Annotated in this window: 20 protein-coding genes and 1 pseudogene; 9 read left to right on the top strand and 12 right to left on the bottom strand. The window is 61.3% G+C overall.

The window, feature by feature from the left end; genetic code table 11:
* The first annotated feature begins 134 nt into the window (after positions 1 to 134).
* The gene (locus ACOCG7_RS14475; protein WP_073428641.1) at positions 135 to 1277 is read left to right on the top strand and encodes a porin; all 1143 of its coding nucleotides are present in this window, start codon (positions 135 to 137) and stop codon (positions 1275 to 1277) included.
* Positions 1278 to 1483: 206 nt separating this feature from the next.
* On the opposite strand, the gene ACOCG7_RS14470 is transcribed toward ACOCG7_RS14475, so the two are convergent.
* Both ACOCG7_RS14470 and ACOCG7_RS14465 read right to left on the bottom strand, forming a co-directional pair.
* Positions 1484 to 3043, bottom strand: a complete 1560-nt coding sequence (locus ACOCG7_RS14470; RefSeq protein ID WP_421376068.1) for a methyl-accepting chemotaxis protein — start codon at positions 3041 to 3043, stop codon at positions 1484 to 1486.
* A 178-nt stretch (positions 3044 to 3221) separates the two neighbouring features.
* Complete coding sequence (locus ACOCG7_RS14465) at positions 3222 to 3968, bottom strand: Crp/Fnr family transcriptional regulator (protein WP_421376066.1); 747 nt, start codon at positions 3966 to 3968, stop codon at positions 3222 to 3224.
* 159 nt (positions 3969 to 4127) lie between these two features.
* Here ACOCG7_RS14465 and ACOCG7_RS14460 point away from each other — a divergent pair, with 159 nt between their 5' ends.
* Positions 4128 to 5759, top strand: coding sequence for an acyl-CoA synthetase (locus ACOCG7_RS14460; RefSeq protein WP_421376064.1), 1632 nt, complete (start codon positions 4128 to 4130; stop codon positions 5757 to 5759).
* Between the two features lie 105 nt (positions 5760 to 5864).
* On the opposite strand, the gene ACOCG7_RS14455 is transcribed toward ACOCG7_RS14460, so the two are convergent.
* The 3 genes from ACOCG7_RS14455 to ACOCG7_RS14445 all read right to left on the bottom strand — a co-directional run bounded on the left by ACOCG7_RS14455 (position 5865) and on the right by ACOCG7_RS14445 (position 7521).
* Positions 5865 to 6089: a hypothetical protein gene (locus ACOCG7_RS14455; protein ID WP_073428645.1), complete on the bottom strand. Its 225-nt coding sequence runs from the start codon at positions 6087 to 6089 to the stop codon at positions 5865 to 5867.
* 288 nt (positions 6090 to 6377) lie between these two features.
* The gene (locus tag ACOCG7_RS14450) at positions 6378 to 6581 is read right to left on the bottom strand and encodes a cold-shock protein (RefSeq protein ID WP_012428559.1); all 204 of its coding nucleotides are present in this window, start codon (positions 6579 to 6581) and stop codon (positions 6378 to 6380) included.
* Between the two features lie 304 nt (positions 6582 to 6885).
* Positions 6886 to 7521 (bottom strand): LysE family translocator, encoded by a 636-nt coding sequence (locus ACOCG7_RS14445; protein ID WP_073428646.1) that lies wholly within the window; start codon positions 7519 to 7521, stop codon positions 6886 to 6888.
* A gap of 502 nt (positions 7522 to 8023) precedes the next feature.
* On the opposite strand from ACOCG7_RS14445, the gene ACOCG7_RS14440 reads away from it, so the two are divergent.
* The 4 genes and pseudogenes from ACOCG7_RS14440 to ACOCG7_RS14425 all read left to right on the top strand — a co-directional run.
* Positions 8024 to 8287, top strand: a complete 264-nt coding sequence (locus ACOCG7_RS14440) for an H-NS family nucleoid-associated regulatory protein (RefSeq protein ID WP_083081689.1) — start codon at positions 8024 to 8026, stop codon at positions 8285 to 8287.
* Between the two features lie 153 nt (positions 8288 to 8440).
* Positions 8441 to 9598 carry a serine hydrolase gene (locus tag ACOCG7_RS14435; RefSeq protein WP_421376060.1) on the top strand — a complete coding sequence of 386 codons (1158 nt, stop codon included), beginning with the start codon at positions 8441 to 8443 and terminating at the stop codon, positions 9596 to 9598.
* A gap of 70 nt (positions 9599 to 9668) precedes the next feature.
* Positions 9669 to 10934: an IS256 family transposase gene (locus tag ACOCG7_RS14430; protein ID WP_421375170.1), complete on the top strand. Its 1266-nt coding sequence runs from the start codon at positions 9669 to 9671 to the stop codon at positions 10932 to 10934.
* Positions 10935 to 10980: 46 nt separating this feature from the next.
* A pseudogene (locus ACOCG7_RS14425) lies at positions 10981 to 11130 on the top strand (D-alanyl-D-alanine carboxypeptidase); the annotation flags it as partial.
* A gap of 130 nt (positions 11131 to 11260) precedes the next feature.
* Here ACOCG7_RS14425 and pcaG read toward each other — a convergent pair.
* A complete protein-coding gene (gene pcaG, locus ACOCG7_RS14420) occupies positions 11261 to 11848 on the bottom strand; it encodes a protocatechuate 3,4-dioxygenase subunit alpha (RefSeq protein ID WP_083081685.1) in 588 nt (195 codons plus the stop codon).
* A 3-nt stretch (positions 11849 to 11851) separates the two neighbouring features.
* The gene (gene pcaH, locus ACOCG7_RS14415; RefSeq protein ID WP_421376057.1) at positions 11852 to 12556 is read right to left on the bottom strand and encodes a protocatechuate 3,4-dioxygenase subunit beta; all 705 of its coding nucleotides are present in this window, start codon (positions 12554 to 12556) and stop codon (positions 11852 to 11854) included.
* Between the two features lie 106 nt (positions 12557 to 12662).
* Between pcaH and pcaQ the strand changes: the two genes are divergently transcribed.
* Positions 12663 to 13679 carry a pca operon transcription factor PcaQ gene (pcaQ, locus tag ACOCG7_RS14410; RefSeq protein ID WP_083081684.1) on the top strand — a complete coding sequence of 339 codons (1017 nt, stop codon included), beginning with the start codon at positions 12663 to 12665 and terminating at the stop codon, positions 13677 to 13679.
* Positions 13680 to 13892: 213 nt separating this feature from the next.
* On the top strand, positions 13893 to 15026 hold the full coding sequence (locus ACOCG7_RS14405; protein ID WP_073432929.1) for a 4-hydroxyphenylpyruvate dioxygenase family protein: 1134 nt from the start codon (positions 13893 to 13895) through the stop codon (positions 15024 to 15026).
* A gap of 22 nt (positions 15027 to 15048) precedes the next feature.
* On the opposite strand, the gene ACOCG7_RS14400 is transcribed toward ACOCG7_RS14405, so the two are convergent.
* Complete coding sequence (locus ACOCG7_RS14400) at positions 15049 to 15981, bottom strand: LysR substrate-binding domain-containing protein (protein WP_193615211.1); 933 nt, start codon at positions 15979 to 15981, stop codon at positions 15049 to 15051.
* A 168-nt stretch (positions 15982 to 16149) separates the two neighbouring features.
* Here ACOCG7_RS14400 and ACOCG7_RS14395 point away from each other — a divergent pair, with 168 nt between their 5' ends.
* Complete coding sequence (locus tag ACOCG7_RS14395) at positions 16150 to 17187, top strand: DUF1338 domain-containing protein (protein ID WP_154874603.1); 1038 nt, start codon at positions 16150 to 16152, stop codon at positions 17185 to 17187.
* Between the two features lie 58 nt (positions 17188 to 17245).
* Here the strand turns inward: ACOCG7_RS14395 and ACOCG7_RS14390 are convergent, their stop codons facing one another.
* The 4 genes from ACOCG7_RS14390 to ACOCG7_RS14375 form a co-directional block, all read right to left on the bottom strand.
* On the bottom strand, positions 17246 to 17887 hold the full coding sequence (locus tag ACOCG7_RS14390; protein WP_154874601.1) for an XRE family transcriptional regulator: 642 nt from the start codon (positions 17885 to 17887) through the stop codon (positions 17246 to 17248).
* 337 nt (positions 17888 to 18224) lie between these two features.
* Positions 18225 to 19550: a type VI immunity family protein gene (locus ACOCG7_RS14385; protein ID WP_244745511.1), complete on the bottom strand. Its 1326-nt coding sequence runs from the start codon at positions 19548 to 19550 to the stop codon at positions 18225 to 18227.
* Between the two features lie 5 nt (positions 19551 to 19555).
* The gene (locus ACOCG7_RS14380) at positions 19556 to 20887 is read right to left on the bottom strand and encodes a type VI immunity family protein (RefSeq protein ID WP_154874599.1); all 1332 of its coding nucleotides are present in this window, start codon (positions 20885 to 20887) and stop codon (positions 19556 to 19558) included.
* A 56-nt stretch (positions 20888 to 20943) separates the two neighbouring features.
* A complete protein-coding gene (locus tag ACOCG7_RS14375) occupies positions 20944 to 22188 on the bottom strand; it encodes a VRR-NUC domain-containing protein (RefSeq protein ID WP_421376053.1) in 1245 nt (414 codons plus the stop codon).
* Positions 22189 to 22203 lie beyond the last annotated feature (15 nt).

The following is a 22203-nucleotide window of genomic DNA, read 5'->3' as shown; positions in this document are numbered from 1 at the left end:
ACACTCACGCTTCGTTTCAGAGGGTGCCTGGCTGATCCGAAGCGGTTCAGCAAACGGGGCGGCGGCGTGTGATGCAGGCGCCGTTGAGGCAGGTCCCGCTCCCCGCGTAAATTATCGAACCTGGAGTCCCACGCATGAAAAAGAGTCTCATCGTCGTTGCGGTTGCCGCATCGTTCGCTTCCGTCGCTCACGCACAAAGCAGCGTGACCCTGTATGGTCTGCTGGATGCCGGCCTGACCTACACCAGCAACGTCAACCACAGTTCGAAGTGGGCCGCTGGCAGCGGTGGCATCAATCAAAGCATGTTCGGTCTGCGCGGCTCGGAAGACCTGGGCGGCGGTCTGAAGGCAATCTTCACGTTGGAAAGCGGCTTCAACATCAACAACGGCAAGTTCGCTAACAACAACGGTATGTTCAACCGTCAGGCGTTCGTCGGTCTGGCGAGCGACCAGTTCGGTTCGGTCACGCTGGGTCGTCAATACGATGCTGCGCAAGACTACCTGGCACCGCTGACCGCAACGGGCAGCTGGGGCGGCACGTACTTCGCGCATCCGTTCAACAACGACAACCTGAACACGAACGGCGGCTACTCCGTCAACAACTCGATCAAGTACTCGAGCGCTAACTACGCTGGCTTCACGTTCGGCGGCACGTACGGTTTCTCGAACCAGGCTGGCGCATTCGCGAACAACCGTGAATACAGCGTTGGTGCTGCATACCAGTTCCAAGGTCTGCGTTTGGGCGCGGCTTACGCACAGCAAAACAATCCGGCGGCAAACGCCACCGGTGCTTCGGACGGCGTACTGGCGAACAACTCCGGCGTCATTACCGGCAACTTCCGTCAACGTGAGTTCGGCGCAGCTGCTTCATACGCATTCGGCCCGGCTACCGTCGGTCTCGCATGGACGCAATCGCGCGTGGACAACCTCGTCGGCGCCGCAGTGGGCCAACGCCAAGGCCGCTCGAACAACTACGAAGTCAACGGCAAGTACAACGTGACGCCGGCTCTGGGCCTGGGCATCGCTTACACGTTCACGGACGCACGCGGTTACGGTACCAACGCGGACGGCAACGATCTGAAGACCCGTTACCACCAGATCGGCCTGCAAGCCGACTACTCGCTGTCGCGTCGTACGGACGTCTACGCTCAAGCCGTGTACCAGCACGCAATGGGCGACGGCGGTGTCGCGTCGATCTACAGCGGCGACGTGTCGCAACTGCCGTCGTCGTCGAAGAACCAGACGGCTGCTACGGTCGGTCTGCGTCACCGCTTCTAAGCTTCAGCAGAAGCTGGTTGTCGTACGAAAAGGTGCCGTTCGCGGCACCTTTTTTTATGGACGCGCGGTTTTGACCGATGGCTGACACCCGCACCGTTCGCATCGATTAGCCTCCCTCACCGCGCAGAAAAGCGCAAAAACAAAGGCCGTCACCGGATCAGCCCGTGACGGCCTTTTTCAATCGAAGCGGAAAGTGCCCCGCTCAATCAGGCATGTTGCTCGACCTTGAACACGGCAACGGCATGCCGGAGCCGTTCCGTCTGTTCATCGAGCGAACCGGCTGCGGCCGCGGCCTGCTCGACGAGCGCCGCGTTACGCTGCGTCACGTCGTCCATTTGACGGATCGCGAGATTGATCTCGCCGATGCCCGAACTCTGTTCCTTCGAAGCCGCCGAAATCGCGTTGATGATCGCCGTCACGCGGTGTACCGCGTCGACCACCTCCCCGATCGTGCTGCCCGCCCTCCCGGCCAGCGTCGAGCCCTCGCCGACTTGCGCCACCGACTGGTCGATCAGCACCTTGATCTCCTTGGCCGCCGTCGCGCTGCGCTGAGCGAGATTGCGCACCTCGCCCGCGACCACCGCGAAGCCGCGGCCCTCTTCGCCGGCGCGCGCCGCTTCCACCGCGGCGTTCAGCGCGAGGATGTTGGTCTGGAACGCGATGCCTTCGATCACGCTGATGATCTCGCCGATCTTGCGCGAACCCTCGGTGATGCCCGCCATTTTCTCGACCACGTCGTTGACCACCTGACCGCCGCGCGCGGCGATATTCGATGCATCGGTCGCCAGTTCGGACGCGGTCGCCGCATTGTCGGCATTCTGTGTGACGGTCTTCGTCAGTTCGTCCATGCTGGCGGCCGTTTGCTGCAACGAAGCCGCCTGTTCCTCGGTGCGGCTCGACAGATCGAGGTTGCCTGCCGCAATCTCCTTCGAGGCGACGGTGATCGTCTCGGCGGAGGTCTTGATTCGCGCGACCGTGGCGGCAAGCTGATTGCGCATCTCACGCAGCGAGAACAACAGGCTCGACGTGTCGTCGCGGCGCAGGTCGATGTGCGTGGCGAGATCGCCTTGGGCGATCTGCATGGCGATGGCCGCCGCGCTGGAAGGCTCGCCGCCGATCGAGCGCGACACATTGCGCACCACGCGCGACGCCACGAACGACACCAGCACGCCCAGCAGCACGAGCATGCCGGCCGAACGCCCGAGGGTTGCATAGAACTGCGCCTGGATGTCGTCCATATAGGCGCCGGCGATGAAATCCCAATTCCACGGAGCGAAGCGCTTCACGTAGCCGATTTTTTCGCTCGGCGCCGTTGCGCCGGGTTTAGGCCACCAGTAGCGCAGATATCCGGCGCCCGCCGCCGAGCCGCCGGCCTGGGCGATGTCCTGATACAGCGCGTTGCCCTTGGCGTCGCGAAAGGCGCTCATGTCCTTGCCGTTCAGCTTCGGGCTCATCGGATGCGTGATCATCACCGAATCACCGCGCACGATCGTCACGTAGCCGGACGTGCCATAGCGCTGCGCATTGATGCGGGCGATGGCCTGCTGTTTCGCGTCGTCGACGGAGAGCTTGCCGGCGTCGGCCTGCTTCGCGTAGTCGGCGACGATCGACACCGCCATGTCGGTGACGTCGGCCAGATCCGCGCGCCGCGCGTCCATTTGAGCGCTACGCGCTTCCAACGCGTTCACAACGGTCACGATCAGGAGCGCCACCCAGCAAAGCAGCAACGGGACCCACAACTTCTGTTTGAGTGTCAGACGGTTCATTATCAGCTTGGCCAGGACGTTGAGCTCGGAATGGGGAAGGGCTGCAATCTGCGCTGCATAGCTCGCATAACGGCTTTTGCGGCGCTTTCTTTATCCTGATGCTCAAAATGTGGGCTGATACAAGGCGGGTCGCCGCTGAACGCGCGGCGAAACCGTGCATGGAAAATGCGCGTAAGCGCTAGATCTGTTCACGGCCGAACGCGTACAGGCGTTCGAGATCGAGCACGTCGATCTGGTTGTACGAGAGGCGCAGAATCCGCAGCTTTTCGAGGTTTTGCAGCGCCTGATTGATCCGCTGGCGCGATACGCCCGCCAACAGGCCGACTTCTTCCTGCGAAATGGCGAGCGTTCGGCGCGTATCAGGATAGAGATCGGGATTGAATAATTGCGCGAGCGACTGCGCGACGCGCGCATCCACGTCTAGCAACCGGCTGTTCTGGATCGAGGCGATGAATTCGCCCATGCGGTTGTTCAGTTGCCGGATCACGAAGCCGGTGAACGGCAGACTCGATTCCAGAAGCGCATGGAAGGTGTCGGACGGCACGAACATCGCGAGCGAAGGCTGAATCGCAGCCACATCGTATTTGCGCAATTCGCGCTTGATCACGCTGCCTTCGCCGAACCAGCCGCCGGGCGGCACGCCGGAGAGCGTGCAACTGCGGCCCGAAGCGTTGTAGATCGCGAGCTTGATGAGGCCGGAATGCACGCCGATCCAGTAGTCCGACGGTTCCTGGCGGCGCGCGATCCACGCGCCGCCTTCCAGGTGCTCCGCGTGCGCGCTGGAGAGCACCATGGCCTGGTGCTCGGCGGCGAGCGCGCGAAACCAGGCGCAGGTGGCGAATAGCCGCGGCAGGTCGGCGCACGCTACCCGCGCCGGCCGGTGCGAGCGAGCGTCCGACGGGGCGGTGAGAGGAGCGTCGTTCATGAGCGGTTAAGGATACGTATGCCGGCAAAGCCGATTCACAAAAGCCGGCGCGCGCTACTCTGTCATTTGAATGACAGACAGTTCACCATGACAGTTGCTAGGCTTGAATCATCAATCAAAACAATCGACGGCGCGGCCCGCGCCCCAGGAGACGACGTGATGAAGCACATGTTCGAAGAAGGCCTCGAGCGGCGCGAGGCCAATTATGTCCCGCTGACGCCCATCGATTTCATCGTACGCGCAGCCGAAGTCTACGGTGAGCGGCCGGCGGTCGTCCACGGGGAGATTCGCCGCAACTGGCGCGAGACCTATGAGCGCGCGCGGCGTCTTGCCAGCGCGTTGCGGCGGGCCGGCATAGAACGCGGTGACACGGTCGCCGCCTTGCTGCCCAACATTCCTCCGATGATAGAAGCGCACTTCGGCGTGCCGATGGCCGGCGCCGTGCTCAACACGCTGAATACGCGGCTCGACGTGCCGTCGCTGCTGTTCATGTTGCGTCACGGCGAGGCGAAGGCGCTGATCGTCGATACCGAGTACGGCGAATTCGCGCATCGCGCCGCGCTGGAGTTCCCCGATCTTCACGTCATCAGCGTGGCGGACGCGATGCCCGCCGATCCAGGTAAGTTCATCCGCGCGACCGACTACGAAGCGTTGCTGCAATCAGGCGATCCGCAATTCGCGTGGACCATGCCGGCCGACGAGTGGGACGCCATCGCGCTGAATTACACGTCGGGCACGACCGGCGATCCCAAAGGCGTGGTCTACCACCATCGCGGCGCTTATCTGAACGCGCTCAGCAATATCCTCGAATGGGATATGCCCAGGCATGCAATTTACCTGTGGACCTTGCCGCTTTTCCACTGCAACGGCTGGTGTTTTCCGTGGACGGTGGCGGCGCGCGCCGGCGTCAACGTCTGTCTGCGCAAGTTCGACGCGAAGACGGTGTTCGACCTGATCCGCCGCGAACGCGTCACGCATTATTGCGGCGCGCCGATCGTGCAGAGCGCACTGGCGAATGCGCCGGCCGAATGGCGAGACGGCATCGAGCATCGCGTGTCGACCATGGTGGCCGGCGCGGCCCCGCCACCGGCCGTGATCGCGAAGATGAAGGAAATCGGTTTCGATCTGACGCACGTGTACGGACTCACCGAGACCTATGGGCCGGCCGCCGTCTGTGCGAAACAGGAGGAGTGGGAAGCGCTCGACGACAGCGAACGCGCCGAACTGAACGCGCGGCAAGGTGTGCGCTACCACTTGCAAGCGGCCGTGACGGTGCTCGACCCGGACACGCTCGCGCCCGTGCCTGACGACGGCGAGACGATCGGCGAGATCATGTTCCGCGGCAACATCTGCATGAAGGGCTATCTGAAGAACGAGCGCGCCACCGAGGCCACCTTCAGCGGCGGCTGGTTCCACACCGGCGACCTGGGCGTGCGGATGCCCGATGGCTACATTCGCATTCGCGATCGCAGCAAGGACATCATCATTTCAGGCGGCGAGAACATTTCGAGCATCGAGGTCGAGGACACGCTGTACCGTCACCCCGCGGTATCGGTTGCCGCCGTGGTGGCGATGGCCGATCCGAAATGGGGCGAGGTGCCGTGCGCATTCGTCGAACTCAAGGAAGGCGCTCAGGTGAGCGCGGAAGAGATCATCGCGCACTGCCGGCTCTTTCTTGCGGGATACAAGTTGCCGAAAGCGGTGCGCTTCGGCGAATTGCCGAAGACGTCGACGGGAAAAATTCAGAAGTTTGAACTGCGCGCGCGGATCAAGGCGGAGCAGGGCGAGTAAGGCCACTTGCGGTTGCAAAGCGTGTCGCATGGCGCACTACGTCATGTCGCGAGATGCGCGCGCAAATCATGCGCGCGTCATCGCGTAGAGCCGTGGGCCGCGCGCTTAACCGCGCGTGTCGACCCAGTTGCGTGCCCAGCTTGCCGAGTGCTGCAAAGCCTGTTCTTCGTTCGTGAAGTAATCGAGCGAATAGAACTGGTAGCGCCCTTCGGCACGCGCGCTGTCAGCGCGTTCGAGCAACAGGTTGGATGAAAAGCTGCCGTCGGGCAAACGATGCGCCGAGGGTTGGACGGCATAGCCGTTGTAGTGATGCCTATGTTTGTTTGTCATTTTATTTTAATGATGTACGAGTGCGTGCCTGCCGGGCGGACCGTTGTACGAGTCACGCGGACGAGCCGATTCAAGCCATTGCAAGCCGAATCACGACGCAGTCGGAAAGCGAAAAAAGGGCGTTGAAGCCAGAGGGAGAATGAGAGGTGCAACGAGGCGTTTGGCGCTTTGGGCTTGCTGCGAAAAACACGTGCAGCTAAAAGCGATCGCGCCAACTGTGGGAGACGAAGCTCCGCGAGGATGTCGCTGCAGCCCGATGCCCGTTGCCGGACACCGAGCCCTTCAAACTTACAGCGGCTTGATGTTAGCCGCTTGCAGACCCTTCGGGCCTTGCTTCGTTTCGAAGCTCACCTTCTGGTTTTCAGCGAGCGTCTTGAAACCGTCGCCGCTGATTTCGGAGAAGTGCGCGAACAGGTCGTCGCCGCCCTTGTCCGGGGTGATGAAGCCAAAGCCCTTGCTGTCGTTGAACCACTTAACGGTACCGGTATCCATGAAGAATCCTTGAGGAAAAAATAGAAGATTTGCTCTGTTGAGGAGCGCTTGAAGCGTCAAGGAGGGAGAGGACAACGAATACCGCTGAGGAGCGAACATTGATGAACAGCAATCGAACTTCTTGAACTTCGATCGCCACAGTAACCGCCGGGGCATGCCAGCGTCAACACTTAACTTGTAACTGTTTCGGAAAAGGCCTATTGCTCCTCGCCCGGGCATACCTTGCGGCCGTGGTTCGGCGTGTCGCGCGATCCGGCGCCATAAGCGGCTCAGCGCGCCAAGCCGAACCACGGCAAGCGAGGTTTCAGATGCCGACTTTATGTGCCGTCAAAACGAGGCGCAGTCCAAGCGCCGCAACCGCGCCCGCCGCGACGCGATCGATCCACGCTTTCCACCGCAAATAGACTTCGCGCGGCCGCTTGCTCGAAAAGCACAGCGCGACGATCGTGTACCAGCCGGCTTCGATAGCGAAGATCGCGGGCGGCAATGCGAAGTAGGACCACAGCGGCGGATGTTGCGGAAGCAGAGCCGCGAAGATACTGCCGTAGTAGACGGCTGTTTTCGGATTGCTGAGTTGCGTGCTCAGGCCGATCCAGAAAGATTTGCGCACATTGGCCGGGGCGGCTTGGGCTGCATCGAATGCGAGCGGTTTGGCCGCGCCGCGCCAGATTTTCGACGCCAGGTAGATCAGGTAGAGACCGCCCGCCACTTTCAGGCCGATGTACAGCCATTCGACGGTGGCGAGCAACGTGTATAGGCCGAGCAACGCCACGCCGCTAAAGAACACGCCGCCGATGCCCATGCCGAGCGCGGTGGCGAGACCGTCGCCGCGCGATAGTCCGATGGCATTGCGGGCCACGATGACAAAGCTCGGGCCGGGACTCATCGCACCGAGCAGCAGCGCGGCGAGAATCGTGACGATAGCGGTCGATGCGGGCATGTTGTGTGTCTCCTGTACGCTCGGATGTTAATCAATGAAACATAGCATGAGTGGGTGAGGTCTTGCATTTGCGTTTTTCCGTGCGGATTGTGTTTAGCTTTGCGCCAGTATCTATCCTTGCTGTCTCAAGGTTAATTAACTGCGCGCCTGCGCGGGCGACCCTAATAACCCAATAAGAATTTGAAAACCCCCACATCGCAGGTAAAGCAAACCCTTGCTGCAAACATAAGAAATTGGATGCTAGAATTGCCTTCCATACGCTGAAGCAGCCTCGGAACACTGAGGCAAGTCGTGGGCCGAATTCGAGCCGTTTGCCGGCCAATTCCCCGAAATCCAGGATTTGTTGGGCATGATTTCCCAGGTGCGAGTTTCCCCGCATCGGGAGAGGCGTCGCGAGTTCGATTCGCACGTGCCTATCTGAATCACGCATAAGCTTCGCGTTGTTTTAGCGAACTCTTTGTATATCCAACGCGAGCATTATCAGCCGCGAAACCGGTACGTTATGAAAGAGCGAGAAGAACAAAGGCTGTTCGACCTCGACGGGAATGCGCGTGAGCGCTTGATCCTGTGGATACGCCGACGCATGGACGAATACGGCATTACGACGGAAGCGCTAGCCGAGGCGATCGAGGCCGACGCAGCCAAGACGCGAGCCGTGATGTATCGCGACGCCTTCGGCAATACGTGGGACGGTCACGGCGACAAGCCGGACTGGCTCGCGCGTGCGATTTACGCTGGGCAGGACATCGATCACTTCCGTTGTTGAGGTCTGCGTTTCGGCGCTCGCATAACGGCGATGAATCAGCCGGCATATGCCTTCGCCGTTGATCGGGTGCGTGAACTGCCTTAAGATCGGCGGCTCGTTGCCGACTCCGCACCCAATCGATTCGGGCTCACACGGCACAGAACCGGAAGCTGCATGCCGTACGATCGTCGAACTCCTTCATTCGAATTTCCTGTCTATCGTTTTCCCGCGTGGTTCCGCTACGTCGCGTTGTTCGGCCTGTTGTGGCTGAACATCGGCTGGTCGTTTGCGGCGGGCCACGAGCCTGCGCGGCATACCTCCGTTGGCGTGAGCCGGCAGCTTGCACCGTCCATCGGGCACGCGTCGAAAGCACAAACCAGAACTTCAGCCAAAGCCAGGAAGCCAACCGTCCGCAAAGCGCGGCGACGTATCGTGCACAAGCGCAAGCCTGCGGCGAGCGCGCAGCGGCCGATGCACGTCGGCAAGCTCGCGCTCAAGCATCGCCGGCAGGCTGCGCGTATTGCACGTATTGCACGTATTGCGCGAGAGCCGCGCGCCGCGAGGCGCCCACAAGCGACAGCGGAACAGCGCGATGCGCGGCAGCCTGCGTCAGCGCCGCGCGGCACTTCGCATGCGTCGCTGCGTCTATTGGCGCGCTGCGGCTACACGCCTAATTCGCGAGCGTTGCTTCATGCAAAGGCTGTCTATGTCGTGGACGAGCGAACGCATACCGTTCTCGCCGAAAAGCAGGCCGACCGAGTCATGCCGATTGCTTCGATATCCAAGCTGATGACGGCCGTGGTGTCACTCGATGCAAGGCACAAGCTGAACGCGCCGCTCAACGTCACGGTCCAGGATCAGGATTTCGACAAGTTCACCGGCTCACGCCTGGGCGTCGGTTCGACCTTGTCGCGGCATGACATGTTGCACATTGCGTTGATGTCGTCGGAGAACCGCGCCGCGGCTGCGCTCAGCCGCGATTACGCCGGCGGCCGGCCGGGTTTCGTCGCCGCGATGAACGCGAAGGCTCGCGCGCTGGGCATGCGGCATACGTCGTTTGTGAACGGTACGGGCTTGTCGCCGCAGAACGTTTCTACCGCGCGGGACTTGTCATTGCTGGTCGAGGCGGCGAGCCGTTATCCGTTGATTCGCGCTTACTCCACTGATCGCGAGCAAATCGTCTTGCCCGGCAGCGGCCGCGCGCGGCTGAGTTATCACAACTCGAATGCGCTGGTGCGAGGCGGTGACCGGTCGATCGTGTTGCAGAAAACCGGTTTCATCAACGAGCTAAAGTCGGAACTGGTGTACGGGGGAGTTAAGGCGGGAGATTGAAGGCGGTGGAGGTTTCAGCTGAGAATCTGATTGTCGAAGTCGGAAACCAGCAAACAACAAACCATCCACCATGAACAAGTTTACGGAAAAAGAAGTCGTCGGTCTATCGGCGGCCGGTCTGGGTCTGGACGAACTGGTGCGGCAGGGAGCGCGGCAGGTGATTCAGCAGGCCATCGAGGCGGAGCTGTCGGCGCTATTGGAACGGTTCGAGAACGTCAAGACCCTGCACGGCCAGCGTGCCGTGGTACGCAACGGCTATTTGCCGGAGCGCGAGGTGCTGACAGCAGCCGGCCCCATTCCGGTGAAGGTGCCGAAGGTTCGGGATCGATCAGGATCAGGTGTGAAGTTCAATTCGTCGATCGTGCCGCCGTACGTGAGGAAATCGCCGCGCGTGAGTGCCGCGTTGCCGTGGCTGTATCTGAAAGGCATCTCGACGGGCGACATGAGCGAGGCGCTGAGCGTGCTGCTGGGAGATGACGCCAAAGGCCTGTCGGCCAACGTGGTGAGCCGGCTGAAGGCGCAGTGGGCCGATGAGCATGCCAACTGGAGCCGGCGTGATCTGTCGAAGTCGCGCTACGTCTATTGGTGGATCGACGGCATTCATACCGGCCTGCGTAGTGAGAACTCGGACGGCCAGTGCCTGCTGGTGATCATCGGCGTCAGGCCGGATGGGCGCAAGGAGCGTGTCGCGATCGGGGACGGGTATCGCGAGTCGAAGGCGTCATGGCAGGAGCTGCTGCTCGATCTGAAATCGCGTGGCCTGCAGACCGGACCACTCCTGGCAGTTGGGGACGGCGCAATGGGCTTCTGGGCGGCGCTGGAAGAAGTGTTTCCTGCGACACGCGGCCAGCGCTGCTGGTTTCACAAAATGGGCAACGTGCTCAATGCACTGCCGAAGTCGCAGCAAGGCCGCGCGAAGGCGGATCTGCAGGCAATCTGGATGGCCGCGACGCGCGCCGACGCGTATGTCGCGTTCGATCGTTTCGTGACGGTCTATGCGGCGAAATACCCGAAGGCGACTGAGACGCTGAAGAAGGACCGGGAGAGTCTGCTGGCCTTTTACGACTTTCCGGCCGAACACTGGCAGCACCTGCGCACGACGAATGCGATTGAGTCGACGTTCGCGACCGTGCGTCATCGCACCACGCGCACGCGCAACTGCGTGTCGCGACCGACCTTCCTCGGTCTGGCATTCAAGCTGATCGAGGAAGCCGAGAAAACCTGGCGCCGCATCAACGGCCCTGAGCAGATCAAGCTGTTGCTGGAGGGCATTGCCTTCAGGGACGGCGAGCCGGTGCAAGGCGATCAACCGGTTCAGCAGAAACTCGCCGCTTGACGTCGCCGGCCATTAACCGCCCATACACCAGACTTGACCTTATCTCTTCATCAACGAGGCGGGGCACTGTGTCGTCGTGCGGATGATCGTGCATGGCCGGCCCGTCGATATCGTGGTGTTGGGTGCGTCCGGCGCGCGCGATCACATTGCCGACGTCGCGAGAATCAGCCGCTGGCTGCGGTGCTCGTTGAAGTAACTGCTCTCGACGGGCGCAAAAAAAAAGCCCGCGCGAGGCGGGCTTAACTACTCGGAGTTTCGTGATCCAGTCGCCAGACGGATCAACGTCAGTGTAGGTGAAAGCAATCTGAAAGTATAGAAATTCTGCTTCACAGGTCGAAAAATACGGTTTCCCGATCGCCCTGCATATGGATGTCGAACCGGTACACGTTGGCCATGTTCGGTTCGCGGCGCGCGATCAGCGTGCCGCGCCGGTCCGCCGGAACCGCTGCCAACACGGCATCGTGCTCGTTTGCCTCGGCTTCGTCCTCGAAATAGATGCGGGTAAACGTGTGCAGCAGCATGCCTCGCATCGTCACGATCACATTCAGATGCGGCGCTTGATCCGGGCTCACGCGGCCCGGTTTCACCGTTTCCACGATAAAGCGCTGCTGCGGATCCGTACCCGTGCCGACGCGTGCGAAGCCGCGAAAACCGGTCTTCAGGATTTCCTCGCGCGATTCCGGAAAGCGGCCGTCGGCATCCACTTGCGACATTTCCAGCATCGCGTCGCCGATCACCTTGCCGTCGCCATCGAACACCTGGCCGACGATCGTGACGTGCTCGCCGGCCGCTTCACGGTCGGCCAGAACGGGCGTGAACAAGCTCCTGAAGTCGAAATCGTATTGCTGCGGGCACAGACCGTAAGCGAAGTACGGCCCAACCGTTTGCGAAGGCGTTTGCTTGAGAGTGGTCATGGTTTAACGCTCCATCGGCGTTTCGTTGCGGCCGCGCAGCACGATGTCGAAGTCGTAGCCGAGCGCGTAGGCTTCCTGCGTGGTGTCGAGCGAGAAGTTCGCAATCAGGCGGTCACGCGCATGCTCCGGCGTGCCCTGAAAAATCGGATCGAAGGCCAGCAGCGGGTCGCCGGGAAAATACATCTGCGTGACGAGACGCGAGCCGAAATGCTCGCCGAATAGCGAGAAATGAATGTGGTTCGGACGCCATGCGTTCGGATGATTGCCCCACGGATAAGCGCCCGGCTTGATGGTGAGAAAGCGATAACGGCCTTCGTTGTCGGTGAGGCAGCGGCCGGCGCCGAGAAAATTCGGATCGAGCGGCGCGTCGTGCTGATCGTTCTTGTGCACGTAGCGGCCAGCGGCATTGGCTTGCCAGATTTCCACTAGCGTATGGCGCACCGGACGGCCGCCCTCGTCGAGCACACGCCCCGTCACGATGATGCGCTCGCCGAGCGGCTCGCCGTTGCGCACCGCATTGCGCGTCAGATCGTGGTCGAGGGCGCCGAGGTCTTCGGTGCCGTAGACGGGCACGCGCTGGTCGCGCAGCTTTTCCTTCAGCGGAATGAGCGGACGCGTCGGGCCACGTTTGACCGATGAGCCGTAGCCGGGATAGATGTACCCGGGATGGGACGCGAAATCGCGCGCGGTGAGAAAGGACTCATCCATGAGTGTCTCCTTCGAGGAATTGTGGGTGCAACTTATGGAGCGACTTTATCTAACCGGCTCGGTTATGCAAAGTGACGTTTTCGCCCTTTTCGTATAACTTTTCGTTATGCAACGAAGCCTCGCGGACAGCCGCGTCAAATTCCGTCATCTCCAGTGCTTTCTCGCCGTCGCGCAGTTCGGCAGCGTGCAGCGGGCCGCCGAAAGTCTTTCGATCACGCAGCCGGCGGTATCCAAGACCGTCGCCGAACTCGAGGCGATTCTCGGCGTGAAGCTGTTCGAGCGCGGCCGCCACGGCGCGGTGCCGACCCGCGAGGGCCAGCTCTTCATGCCGCATGCGAGCGCCTGCGTCAGTGCGCTGCGGCAGGGCGTCGACTTGCTGGCGCGCCCGGAAGGCGCGGCCGCGGCCACGCTGGAAATCGGCGTCCTGCCGACCGTCGCCGCCGCGCTTATTCCGCCGGTGCTCAAGCGGTTCGCCGCGCTATGGCCGCGCGTGATCGTGCGCCTCGCGACCGGCGCCAACCCCGAATTGCTCGAACGTCTGAAAGCAGGCACGATCGAATTTGCGATTGGGCGTCTCGCGGACCCGGAGCGAATGGTCGGTCTCAGCTTCGAACAGCTGTTCAGCGAGCCGTTGATCGCGGTGGTGCGGGCCGGGCATCCGCTGGCATTGGGCGCCGGTTTGCCAGCCACCTCGCTGGAAGATTTTCCGGTGGTCCTGCCGCCGTTCGGCACGCTCATCCGGCAATCGGCGGAAAGCTTGTTGAGCGCGTGGGGCGTGCCGCCGCTGTCGGCGTTTGTCGAGGTGCTGTCGGTATCGACGGGCCGCGCGTTGACGCTCGAAAACGACGCGGTCTGGTTCGTGCCGCTGAGCGCGGTGGAGTACGAACTGGCGCACGGCATGCTGGTGCGTTTGCCGTTGCCGTTCGCCGGCACCGACGAGCCGGTTGGACTGATCCGGCGCTCGGACACGCAGCCGTCGCCGGTGGGGCGCGCGCTAATCGACGCCGTGCGTGAAGTCGCGCAATTGCGCATGGCCGCCGCCGCCGAAGGCAAGCCAAAGCCCGCGACAAAGGCAAAAAAGGCGAATCGTACACGTGGAACCGCAACGCCCACGGCACGCTGAAGACCTGACCCGCCGCGCTCGTGGCCATGCACGGCCCGTCGATTCGCTGCAAGTGAACCGTCCGGTACAAAATGAAGGTTGCGAACGCTCTATTAGCCGGTGTACAAACACGGTGCAAAAACCGTCGCCGACCGCGTTGCCGTACTGCGGATGCGCGACGGCTCGCACCGAACATCGGAAAAAAGCGTCGAAAGACTGCACAAGGAGATTGCCATGCCCAGCGACTTGCCCACTCCAGACGCCGCGCTGCGCGCCGTGTCGGCGCCTGAGCACAATCCGCTCGGCACAGCCGGCCTCGAATTCGTCGAGTTCGCCGCACGCGAGCCGAAGGCGCTCGGCGAGACCTTCACGAAACTCGGCTTCAAGGCGATTGCGCGCCACATCAGCAAGGACGTCACGCTGTATCGCCAGGGCGAGATGCATTTCCTGATCAACGCCGAACCCGATTCGTTCGCCGCGCGCTACGCCGAGGAATACGGCGCGGGCATCTGCGCGATCGGTATTCGCGTGGCCGACGCGCAGCGCGCGTTCGATCGCGCGATCGAACTCGGCGCGTGGGCGTTCGAAGGCGAGCGCCTCGGCGCGGGCGAACTGCTGATTCCGGCGATCCAGGGCATTGGCGACTCGCACATCTATTTCGTCGACCGTTGGCGCGGCCGCGGCGGTCAGCGCGGCGGCCTCGGCGACATTTCGATCTTCGACATCGACTTCCGGCCCATCGAGATCGACACCGCGCACGCCGATTTGAGTCACGTGGGCACCGGCCTCGTCGCGGTCGACCATCTCACGCAGACGGTAGGCGAGGGCCGCATGCAGGAATGGCTCGACTTCTATCGCGACCTGCTCAACTTCCGCGAGATTCACGAACTGCACGCGAACTGGCATGTGTCGGCGGAATCGCGCGTGATGGTGTCGCCATGCGGCGCGATCCGCGTCCCCTTGTATGAAGAGGGCACGCGCCGGACCAATCTGATGCACGAGTATCTGCCCGATCATCCGGGCGAGGGCGTGCAGCACATCGCGCTCGCCACCGACGATATCTTCGCGTGCGTCGAGCAACTGCTGGCAAACGGCGTTGAATTTGTCGAGCCGCCGCCGCGCTACTACGAGCAACTGGACACACGGCTACCGGGCCATGGGCTCGATGTCGAGCGGCTCAAGCGTACGCATGTGCTGGTGGACGGCGAGATCGGCGCGGACGGCGTGCCGCTGCTGTTCTTTCAGACTTTCGTGCGACGTAACGCCGGCGAGATCTTCTTCGAGATCGTTCAGCGGCAAGGGCATCACGGTTTTGGCGAAGGCAATCTCAGCGCGCTCGCGCAGGCGCGTGAGCAAACGGGCGCGTAACGCTCCAAGGCTTGGCGCTTGATCAATCGGTATCGGGATTGCCGGCCAAGCCCGGATTGACCGCGCCATACGCAGCCGCTTCCCCCAGCAGCCATTCGCGGAAGCTGGCGAGCGGCTTGCCGTGACTCAACTCGGTCGGATAGACGAGGTAGTACGCCGAGTCGGCAACTGCGGGCGCGTCGAGCGGTATCGCTAGTCCAAGCTGTTCGAGCTGCGCATCGACGAAAAAGCGTGGCACCAGCGCAATGCCGAGACCCGCCGCGGCCGCGCTGATCAGCATCGTATGAAGTTCGTAGCGCACGCCTTGCATCGTCCGGTTATCGTCGACGCCGAGGTGGGCGAACCATGCCGCCCAGCCATCGGGGCGCGTGGTGGAATGCAGCAACGGGTAATCCAGCAGATCGGCGGCCTTGCGAACAGGCCGCGTCAGCAGACTCGCCGCGCACACCGGCACGACTTCCTCACTGAACAGGAAATCCGCCGACGTGCCCGGCCATGTCGGTTTGCCGTAGTGAATCGCGGCTTCGAAATGCGTATCGCCGAACGGAAACGTGCCCGTGCGCACGCCCATATTGACGCGTACATCGGGATACCGTTCGTTGAATGCCGCGAGCCGTGGAATCAACCATTGCGACGCGAAAGTCGGCAGCACCGCCAGTTCCAGATAACCGCCGCCGCTGCCATGCGCGATGATCGACAGCGTGTCGCGATCCAGTTGCTCCAGCGCGCGCCGCACCTGCGCGCTATACACCTTGCCCGCCTTCGTCAGCACCACGCGCTGTTTGGCGCGCGCGAACAGCCGCACGCCGAGATTGCTCTCCAACGTATTGATCTGCCGGGACACCGCGCTTTCGGTGAGGAACAACTCACGCGCCGCATGCGTGAAGCTCTCGTGTCGCGCGGCGGCTTCGAAAGCGAGCAGCGCGCCCATGTTGGGGATCTTGAACTTTCGCACGTTGATTCCGAGAACGCATCAAGTGGCGATTTTATCTCGCTTTACGGCGTCGCCGCGGCTCTGAATAATCTCGCCTTCGGCGATGCCGCGCGTAGGCCTCGAAGCCACGCCGGAATGCCGTCCTCCAAATACACGAACGCGTCTCACCGCACGCCGCCCGGAACCGATATGCGAAACATCAAGAATGCGAATGTCGAACGACTGCTGCTGAAATTGCTCGGCGTCGACCAAACCGCGCGGCTGTTCGCCACGCTGAACCATCCGCGAATCCTTAGCGAATGCGAAGAAGGCACCGTGACGCGTGCCGAACTCGCCCAAGCGCTGAACATGGCGTTGTTCGACGACCTGCTGGCGCGCTCCGCGAATGGCCGCGAGTACACGCAGGAGACGATCGCCGCGGGCGGCGGCGTGTACTTCGACCACGGCGCATTGCGCACCGTGCGCTGGCATGAGAACGGCGCGCTGCCGCCGGGCGAAGCCGCGTTCGCGCGCATTCTGCGTCCGCTCGGCTTCAGCATCAACGGACGCTATCCGCTCGACCGTCTCGGCATGACCGGCCGCGCGTGGGCGCACGACGACGCGCCCGATGAGATCGCGCAATTCTTCGTCAGCGAATTGCATCCCGAGCGTTTCTCGGCGGAATTCCAGCAGGCGGTGACGAATGTGATCGGCGCGTCGCGCGATCCGCTGACGCCGCAAGCCGTCGGCCATTTATGGGAGCTCGAACGCGAAGGCGTGCTGCCGCTGGAGGCGGCGCATGCGTTGCTACCGGTGATCGTCGGCGCGTTCGCGCGTCAGCACGAGACGCCATGCGAGGCCGATTACGACGTGTTGTTGAAGGAGTCGGCGGAAATGGCGTGGATCGCGACCGAAGGCAACGCCTTCAATCACGCCACCGATCGCGTCGCGGACGTGTTCAAACTCGCCGACGACGAAAAAGCCAAGGGTCGTCCGATGAAGCCGGAAGTGGAGCGTTCGCGTTCGGGCCGCGTGTTCCAGACGGCGTATCGCGCGGACATCGTGCGGCGCGAATTCCGCGCGGCCGACGGCAGCATCGTGACGCGCGACGTGCCGGGCTCGTTCTACGAGTTCATCACGCGCAAGCGGACCTTCGATCAGGACGCGCGCCGCTGGCAAACGGATCTGCGTTTCGACGCGGGCAACGCACAGGGCATCTTCAAGATGACCGCGAACCAGGCGGCTTGACGTATCGTCGCCAGGCGAGTGCCGCGGACGTTGGCGGCGCGTCGTCAAGGCGCTTTCGTTATTTCTTGCCCGATTCGGCGAGCGGTACGGTTGCCGGTGCTTGCGGGATGTCGGCGCTGGTCGCCATCCACAACACCTCGGCGTCTTCTTCGCTGGTGGACACCGCGGCGTGGCCGGTGCGGCTGTCGAAGTACAGGCTGTCGCCGGCGTTCAGATGCGTCGGCGCGTACAACTCGGAATAGAGGCACACGCTGCCGCTGATGACGTACAGGAATTCTTCGCCTTCGTGACGGCCCCAGTCGTCGAACGCGTCGAGCGTGTGCGCGGAGATGCGGATGCGAAACGGCAGCATCGCTTTGTGCGCGAGGTCGGTGGCGAGCAGTTCCATCTGGTAGCCGCGATAGGCGTGACGCTGGCCTTCGTTTTTGCGGGTCAATGCGCGACGGCCGTTGGCGCTGACTTTGGGCGTCGAGCCGAACAACTCGCCGATTTCGATTTTCAAACCGACGACGATTTTCTGCAGCACGTCGAATGTGGGGGACATCAGGCCGTTTTCGACTTTGGAGAGCGTCGAGCGGGAGACGCCGCAGAGACGGCTCGCGGTTTCCAACGTCAGGTCCTGCGCCTGGCGCGCGGCGCGCACGCGCCGGCCGAGGTCGGTGGTGGATGCGTCGGCGGGTTTGGTGAGGTGGGTGTCCATGGGGCCAGCGGGTTTGTTGCGCGCCTCGGGCGGGCGGGTCGTGTTTCCGATAATAACATTGGGTGAAGGGGTGGGGGGGTCTTCGGAATCCGCTGTAGAGCTAATGCCGCATGGCGGACGCGCTGCCTGGAGTTCGATAACTTTTCTCATCAGAAACATCGCGTGCTGGGGTGGATAAAGCGTGCCGGCCATGGATGCGCGTGCTCGATATCCGCACTAAGCAAATCGGGGAGATAGGTGAGTTAGGCGTTCGGTTTTTACCATGCAGGCGCAGGCGCAAGTTTCATTCGAATGCATGCTTAAGGCGCGTTGCTGGATTCGCAACAAGGCAAAGCTGCTAACTCCCGCTTGGCGACCAATGCCAGTATGTCTCACCCCACGGGCTTCCTTCGATCGCGGGCATGATTTCGCCCGCTTCGAAATAGCGACGGCTCCCCGCTTTCGCTGGCGTATGCCACCAGCCCGCTTCCGGGCAAGGGCTACCGCCGCGGACATTGAGACGGACGGGTTCACGTTTCACCGGCTGCGGTACGACAGTCGGGGGCTCGGGAATCGGTGCGGCGTCGGGCAGGTCAAAGCGTGCTGCCCACGCGCGCGCGTTCTTCATATCCGCGCTCGGCAAGTCCGGGATATAGGTATGCAAGGCGTCGGGCCCTGGATCGCGTAGCACGCGCAATACGCTGTTCACGAACACGTAGGGTTCGGGTAGACCTTCCTCGGGGGCGCCGAGACGCGGGAAATCCCCGGCGCGGATCAGCAGGCACGAGCCGATGCGTTCGATGTGAATGTCAGGACGATTCAGTGCTTCGCGTATGGCAGCCTCTCCACCCAGGCGGTCGACGAATAACTCGCCCAGGATCGTGTACCAGTTCACGCCCTTGATGAAACCCCATCGGCCGACTTTTGCGCCGGGATGAAGATGATCGTAAAAGGCTGTCATCTCCGACGAAGATGGTCCCTCATAGGAAACCGGGTCGAAGTCATCTTTGAGTAAATGCGCGGTGCTATCGATCTCCAACCCGCTAAAGCGCTCAGCAAGCGCCCATTCCTGCGGCATGTAACGGTGATAGCTATGGGGGAGAATGGGCGATAAACCGCCATAACCACCACGCACGATCAATCGTTGGCAAACGTAACGCAAAATGCTTTCGTATTGCGCGATGCCATCGGTCGTTGTGACCAACTCCATTGGGACGTTAAATTTCAAATATGACAGGCCTGCCTCCCTACCCTTTGATACGGTCCATCCAGTAGGTGCGGTGTAGTCCTCCGGTACAACAATATTCGTTAACGTCTTAATGTTGTACTCTGCGGCGGTGTCTTGATCGGTGGCGCTGGAACGCACCACTCCGACTTGAAGATGTGACGGCGTTTCAACAATGGCTCGCCGGATCTTCTCAATACCAGTACGCTTCGAAAACTTACCGAGATCGGTGTCCTTGCCTCCGTTTAGATGTTCGCCGAACAGCTGTTCGAAGCGGTCGAAGCAATCGAGGATGCGTTGCCGACCTTCTGGATTTCCACCACGCTCAAAAAAAATCGTACCAATGACACCCGGTAGCACGCCCATGCGGTTATCGGCAAGCCGCACACTCAGATCTTCCTTGTACCGTGCGAGCGCTTGTGCGGGCGTCAAGGTGGTCGTCACCGGGGTCACAAACAAAGCTGCTAGCTCCCGCTTGGCGACCAATGCCAGTATGTCTCACCCCACGGGCTTCCTTCGATCGCGGGCATGATTTCGCCCGCTTCGAAATAGCGACGGCTCCCCGCTTTCGCTGGCGTATGCCACCAGCCCGCTTCCGGGCAAGGGCTACCGCCGCGGACATTGAGACGGACGGGCTCACGTTTCACCGGCTGCGGTACGACAGTCGGGGGCTCGGGAATCGGTGCGGCGTCGGGCAGGTCAAAGCGCGCTGCCCACGCGCGCGCGTTCTTCGTATCCGCGCTCGGCAAGTCCGGGATATAGGTATGCAAGGCGTCGGGCCCTGGATCGCGTAGCACGCGCAATACGCTGTTCACGAACACGTAGGGTTCGGGTAGACCTTCCTCGGGGGCGCCGAGACGCGGGAATTCCCCGGCGCGGATCAGCAGGCACGAGCCGATGCGTTCGATGTGAATGTCAGGACGATTCAGCGCTTCGCGTATGGCAGCCTCTCCACCCAGGCGGTCGACGAATAACTCGCCCAGGATCGTGTACCAGTTCACGCCCTTGATGAAACCCCATCGACCGACTTTTGCGCCGGGATGTAAGCCCGGATAAAACGCCGTCATGTGGTCAACAGACTCGCCTTCGTATGAGACGGGGTCGTATTCTTTGGATTGCAGGTGCGCGGTGCTATCTATTTCCAATCCGCTAAAGCGCTCAGCAAGCGCCCATTCCTGCGGCATGTAACGGTGATAGCTGTAGGCAAGGACCGGAGACAAGCCTCCATAGCCGCCCTGCACCACGAGTTTTCCGCACACGTAACGCAGGAAGTTCTCGTACTGCGCGATACCATCGTCAGTCGCAATCAGGTCCATCGGCACGTTGAATTTCAGGTACGACAGGCCGGATTCCTGACCCTTGTACGCCTTCCAACCTTTTGGCGAAACATAGTCCTCGTCTGCTGCGATTCCGGTTAGCGTCTGGATGCTGTATTCCGCAGCTGTGTCCTGGTCGGTAGAACTGGAACGAATCACGCTCACTTCGAGATATGACGGTGTATCGACAATAGCTCGTCGTATCTTCTCCACACCTGCCGGGGTCCGCTTGGTGAACTTGCCCAGGTCGGTGTCTTTGCCTCCTTTGAGATGCTCGCCGAACAACTCGTCGAAGCGATCGAAGCAGTCGAGGATGCCTTGACGCACTTCGGGTTGAGAGCCGCGTTCAAAGTACACCGTCCCAATCACGCCCGGTAGCACGCCCATGCGGTTGTCGGCAAGCCGCACGCTCAAATCTTCCTTGTAGCGTGCGAGTGCTTGCGCGGGCGTCAAGATGGTTTTTGAATCACGAAGCGTCATATTCTGTTCTGCGTCTGTTGATCTATCGATCTATCGGAACAATTCAAATTGGAAGATTAGCCGGCCGATGCTACTGCCGTCACGCCGAGTGCCAGCGCCAACCCTGCCAGCGCTTCTGCACCAGCCGTCGCAATGATTGCAATCAGCGCGGCAAGAATCGCGACTAACGCTTCGGCCAATACAATAATGATTGCAACGGCGGCGACCACGACGACAATCACAGCCAATGCTTTCACGATAGTCATGCCTACCTGAGCCCAGTCAATCTGTTTGAGTAGTTCCCACGTCATATCGGTTTGGCGAACGATCTCATCCCAACCGGCCTTGAGCTGCGCAGTTGTGTAGCGATAAAGCTCTTTTCCCTTCTCGTCGACCCATATCCACGCGTCGCTCGCCTTATCCGCAATCCAGCGACCAGCGGTAAATATCCAGGGCGCGTGCTGATGGAGAAATGCGCTAGTTTCGGCGGACACGTAGGAATAGCCACGGTGAATCGCATCCCATACGGGTGCGACGGCTTCGGCGGCTTCTTCGCCGTGCCGTTCAGCCCACGACCACCACTCCTCGTACCAGGCGGGCTCTGGGATCGGCTTAACTGTACGAATGGGCGCTCGCTGCCGTTGCTTTTCATCATCAGTCTTTGGTGCTGGTAGAGGTACCGGCACCGGTACTTTTTTGAGTTCTCCGTTGCAGTCGCTTACGTCAATGACTGTCATGCGGTTTTTATAGTCACCAGCAATCGTTTGATACGCATTCTCCTGACCCGGTCCCCAGTCATCACCGGGAAACTTCACTTCGACCAGCCGCAGCATATTGTCGGCATGGGGTGCGCCGTCACGATCGATCGTACCGCGACCGGGCCAACGAGTCGCGGCGTTCTTTACGATAATTACATCTGGACGTCGTAGGAACCCGGGCTTCATGCCAGGTGGGAACGGATTCAGGCTATGACGTCGTCCTGGTCCTTGAGATTTATCGGCGCTCAGGAATGGAATGGGTGCTTCGAGCCCACGCGATATGGAACTCGGCCACATATCGAAGCTCACCTCCGCCTTGTACTGCCAGAAGTAATTCGCGACTTTCTCGTCGACGCGAATCGCTGAGGTCATCGCGAGCTGTTTCAGCAATCTGACAATCGTCGAGCCGTCGGGCAAGAGGACGGAAACGATCTTCGGCATCTTTAACGCGTATTCGATTTTCTCTTGCAAGTAACCCTTCGAGAACGGCGGCAACATTGCATACGTCGGTTCTTCGTTGATTATCGTGCAGGTCGAGCCCGCCGGTTGAAGTGTCGATCCCATTCCGTCAAACTCCTT

This window comes from Paraburkholderia sp. DD10 (assembly GCF_049177125.1).
GTDB lineage: Bacteria > Pseudomonadota > Gammaproteobacteria > Burkholderiales > Burkholderiaceae > Paraburkholderia > Paraburkholderia terricola.
The sequence above is the reverse complement of the archived record's forward strand: the minus strand, read 5'-3'. Positions and strand labels throughout refer to the sequence as shown.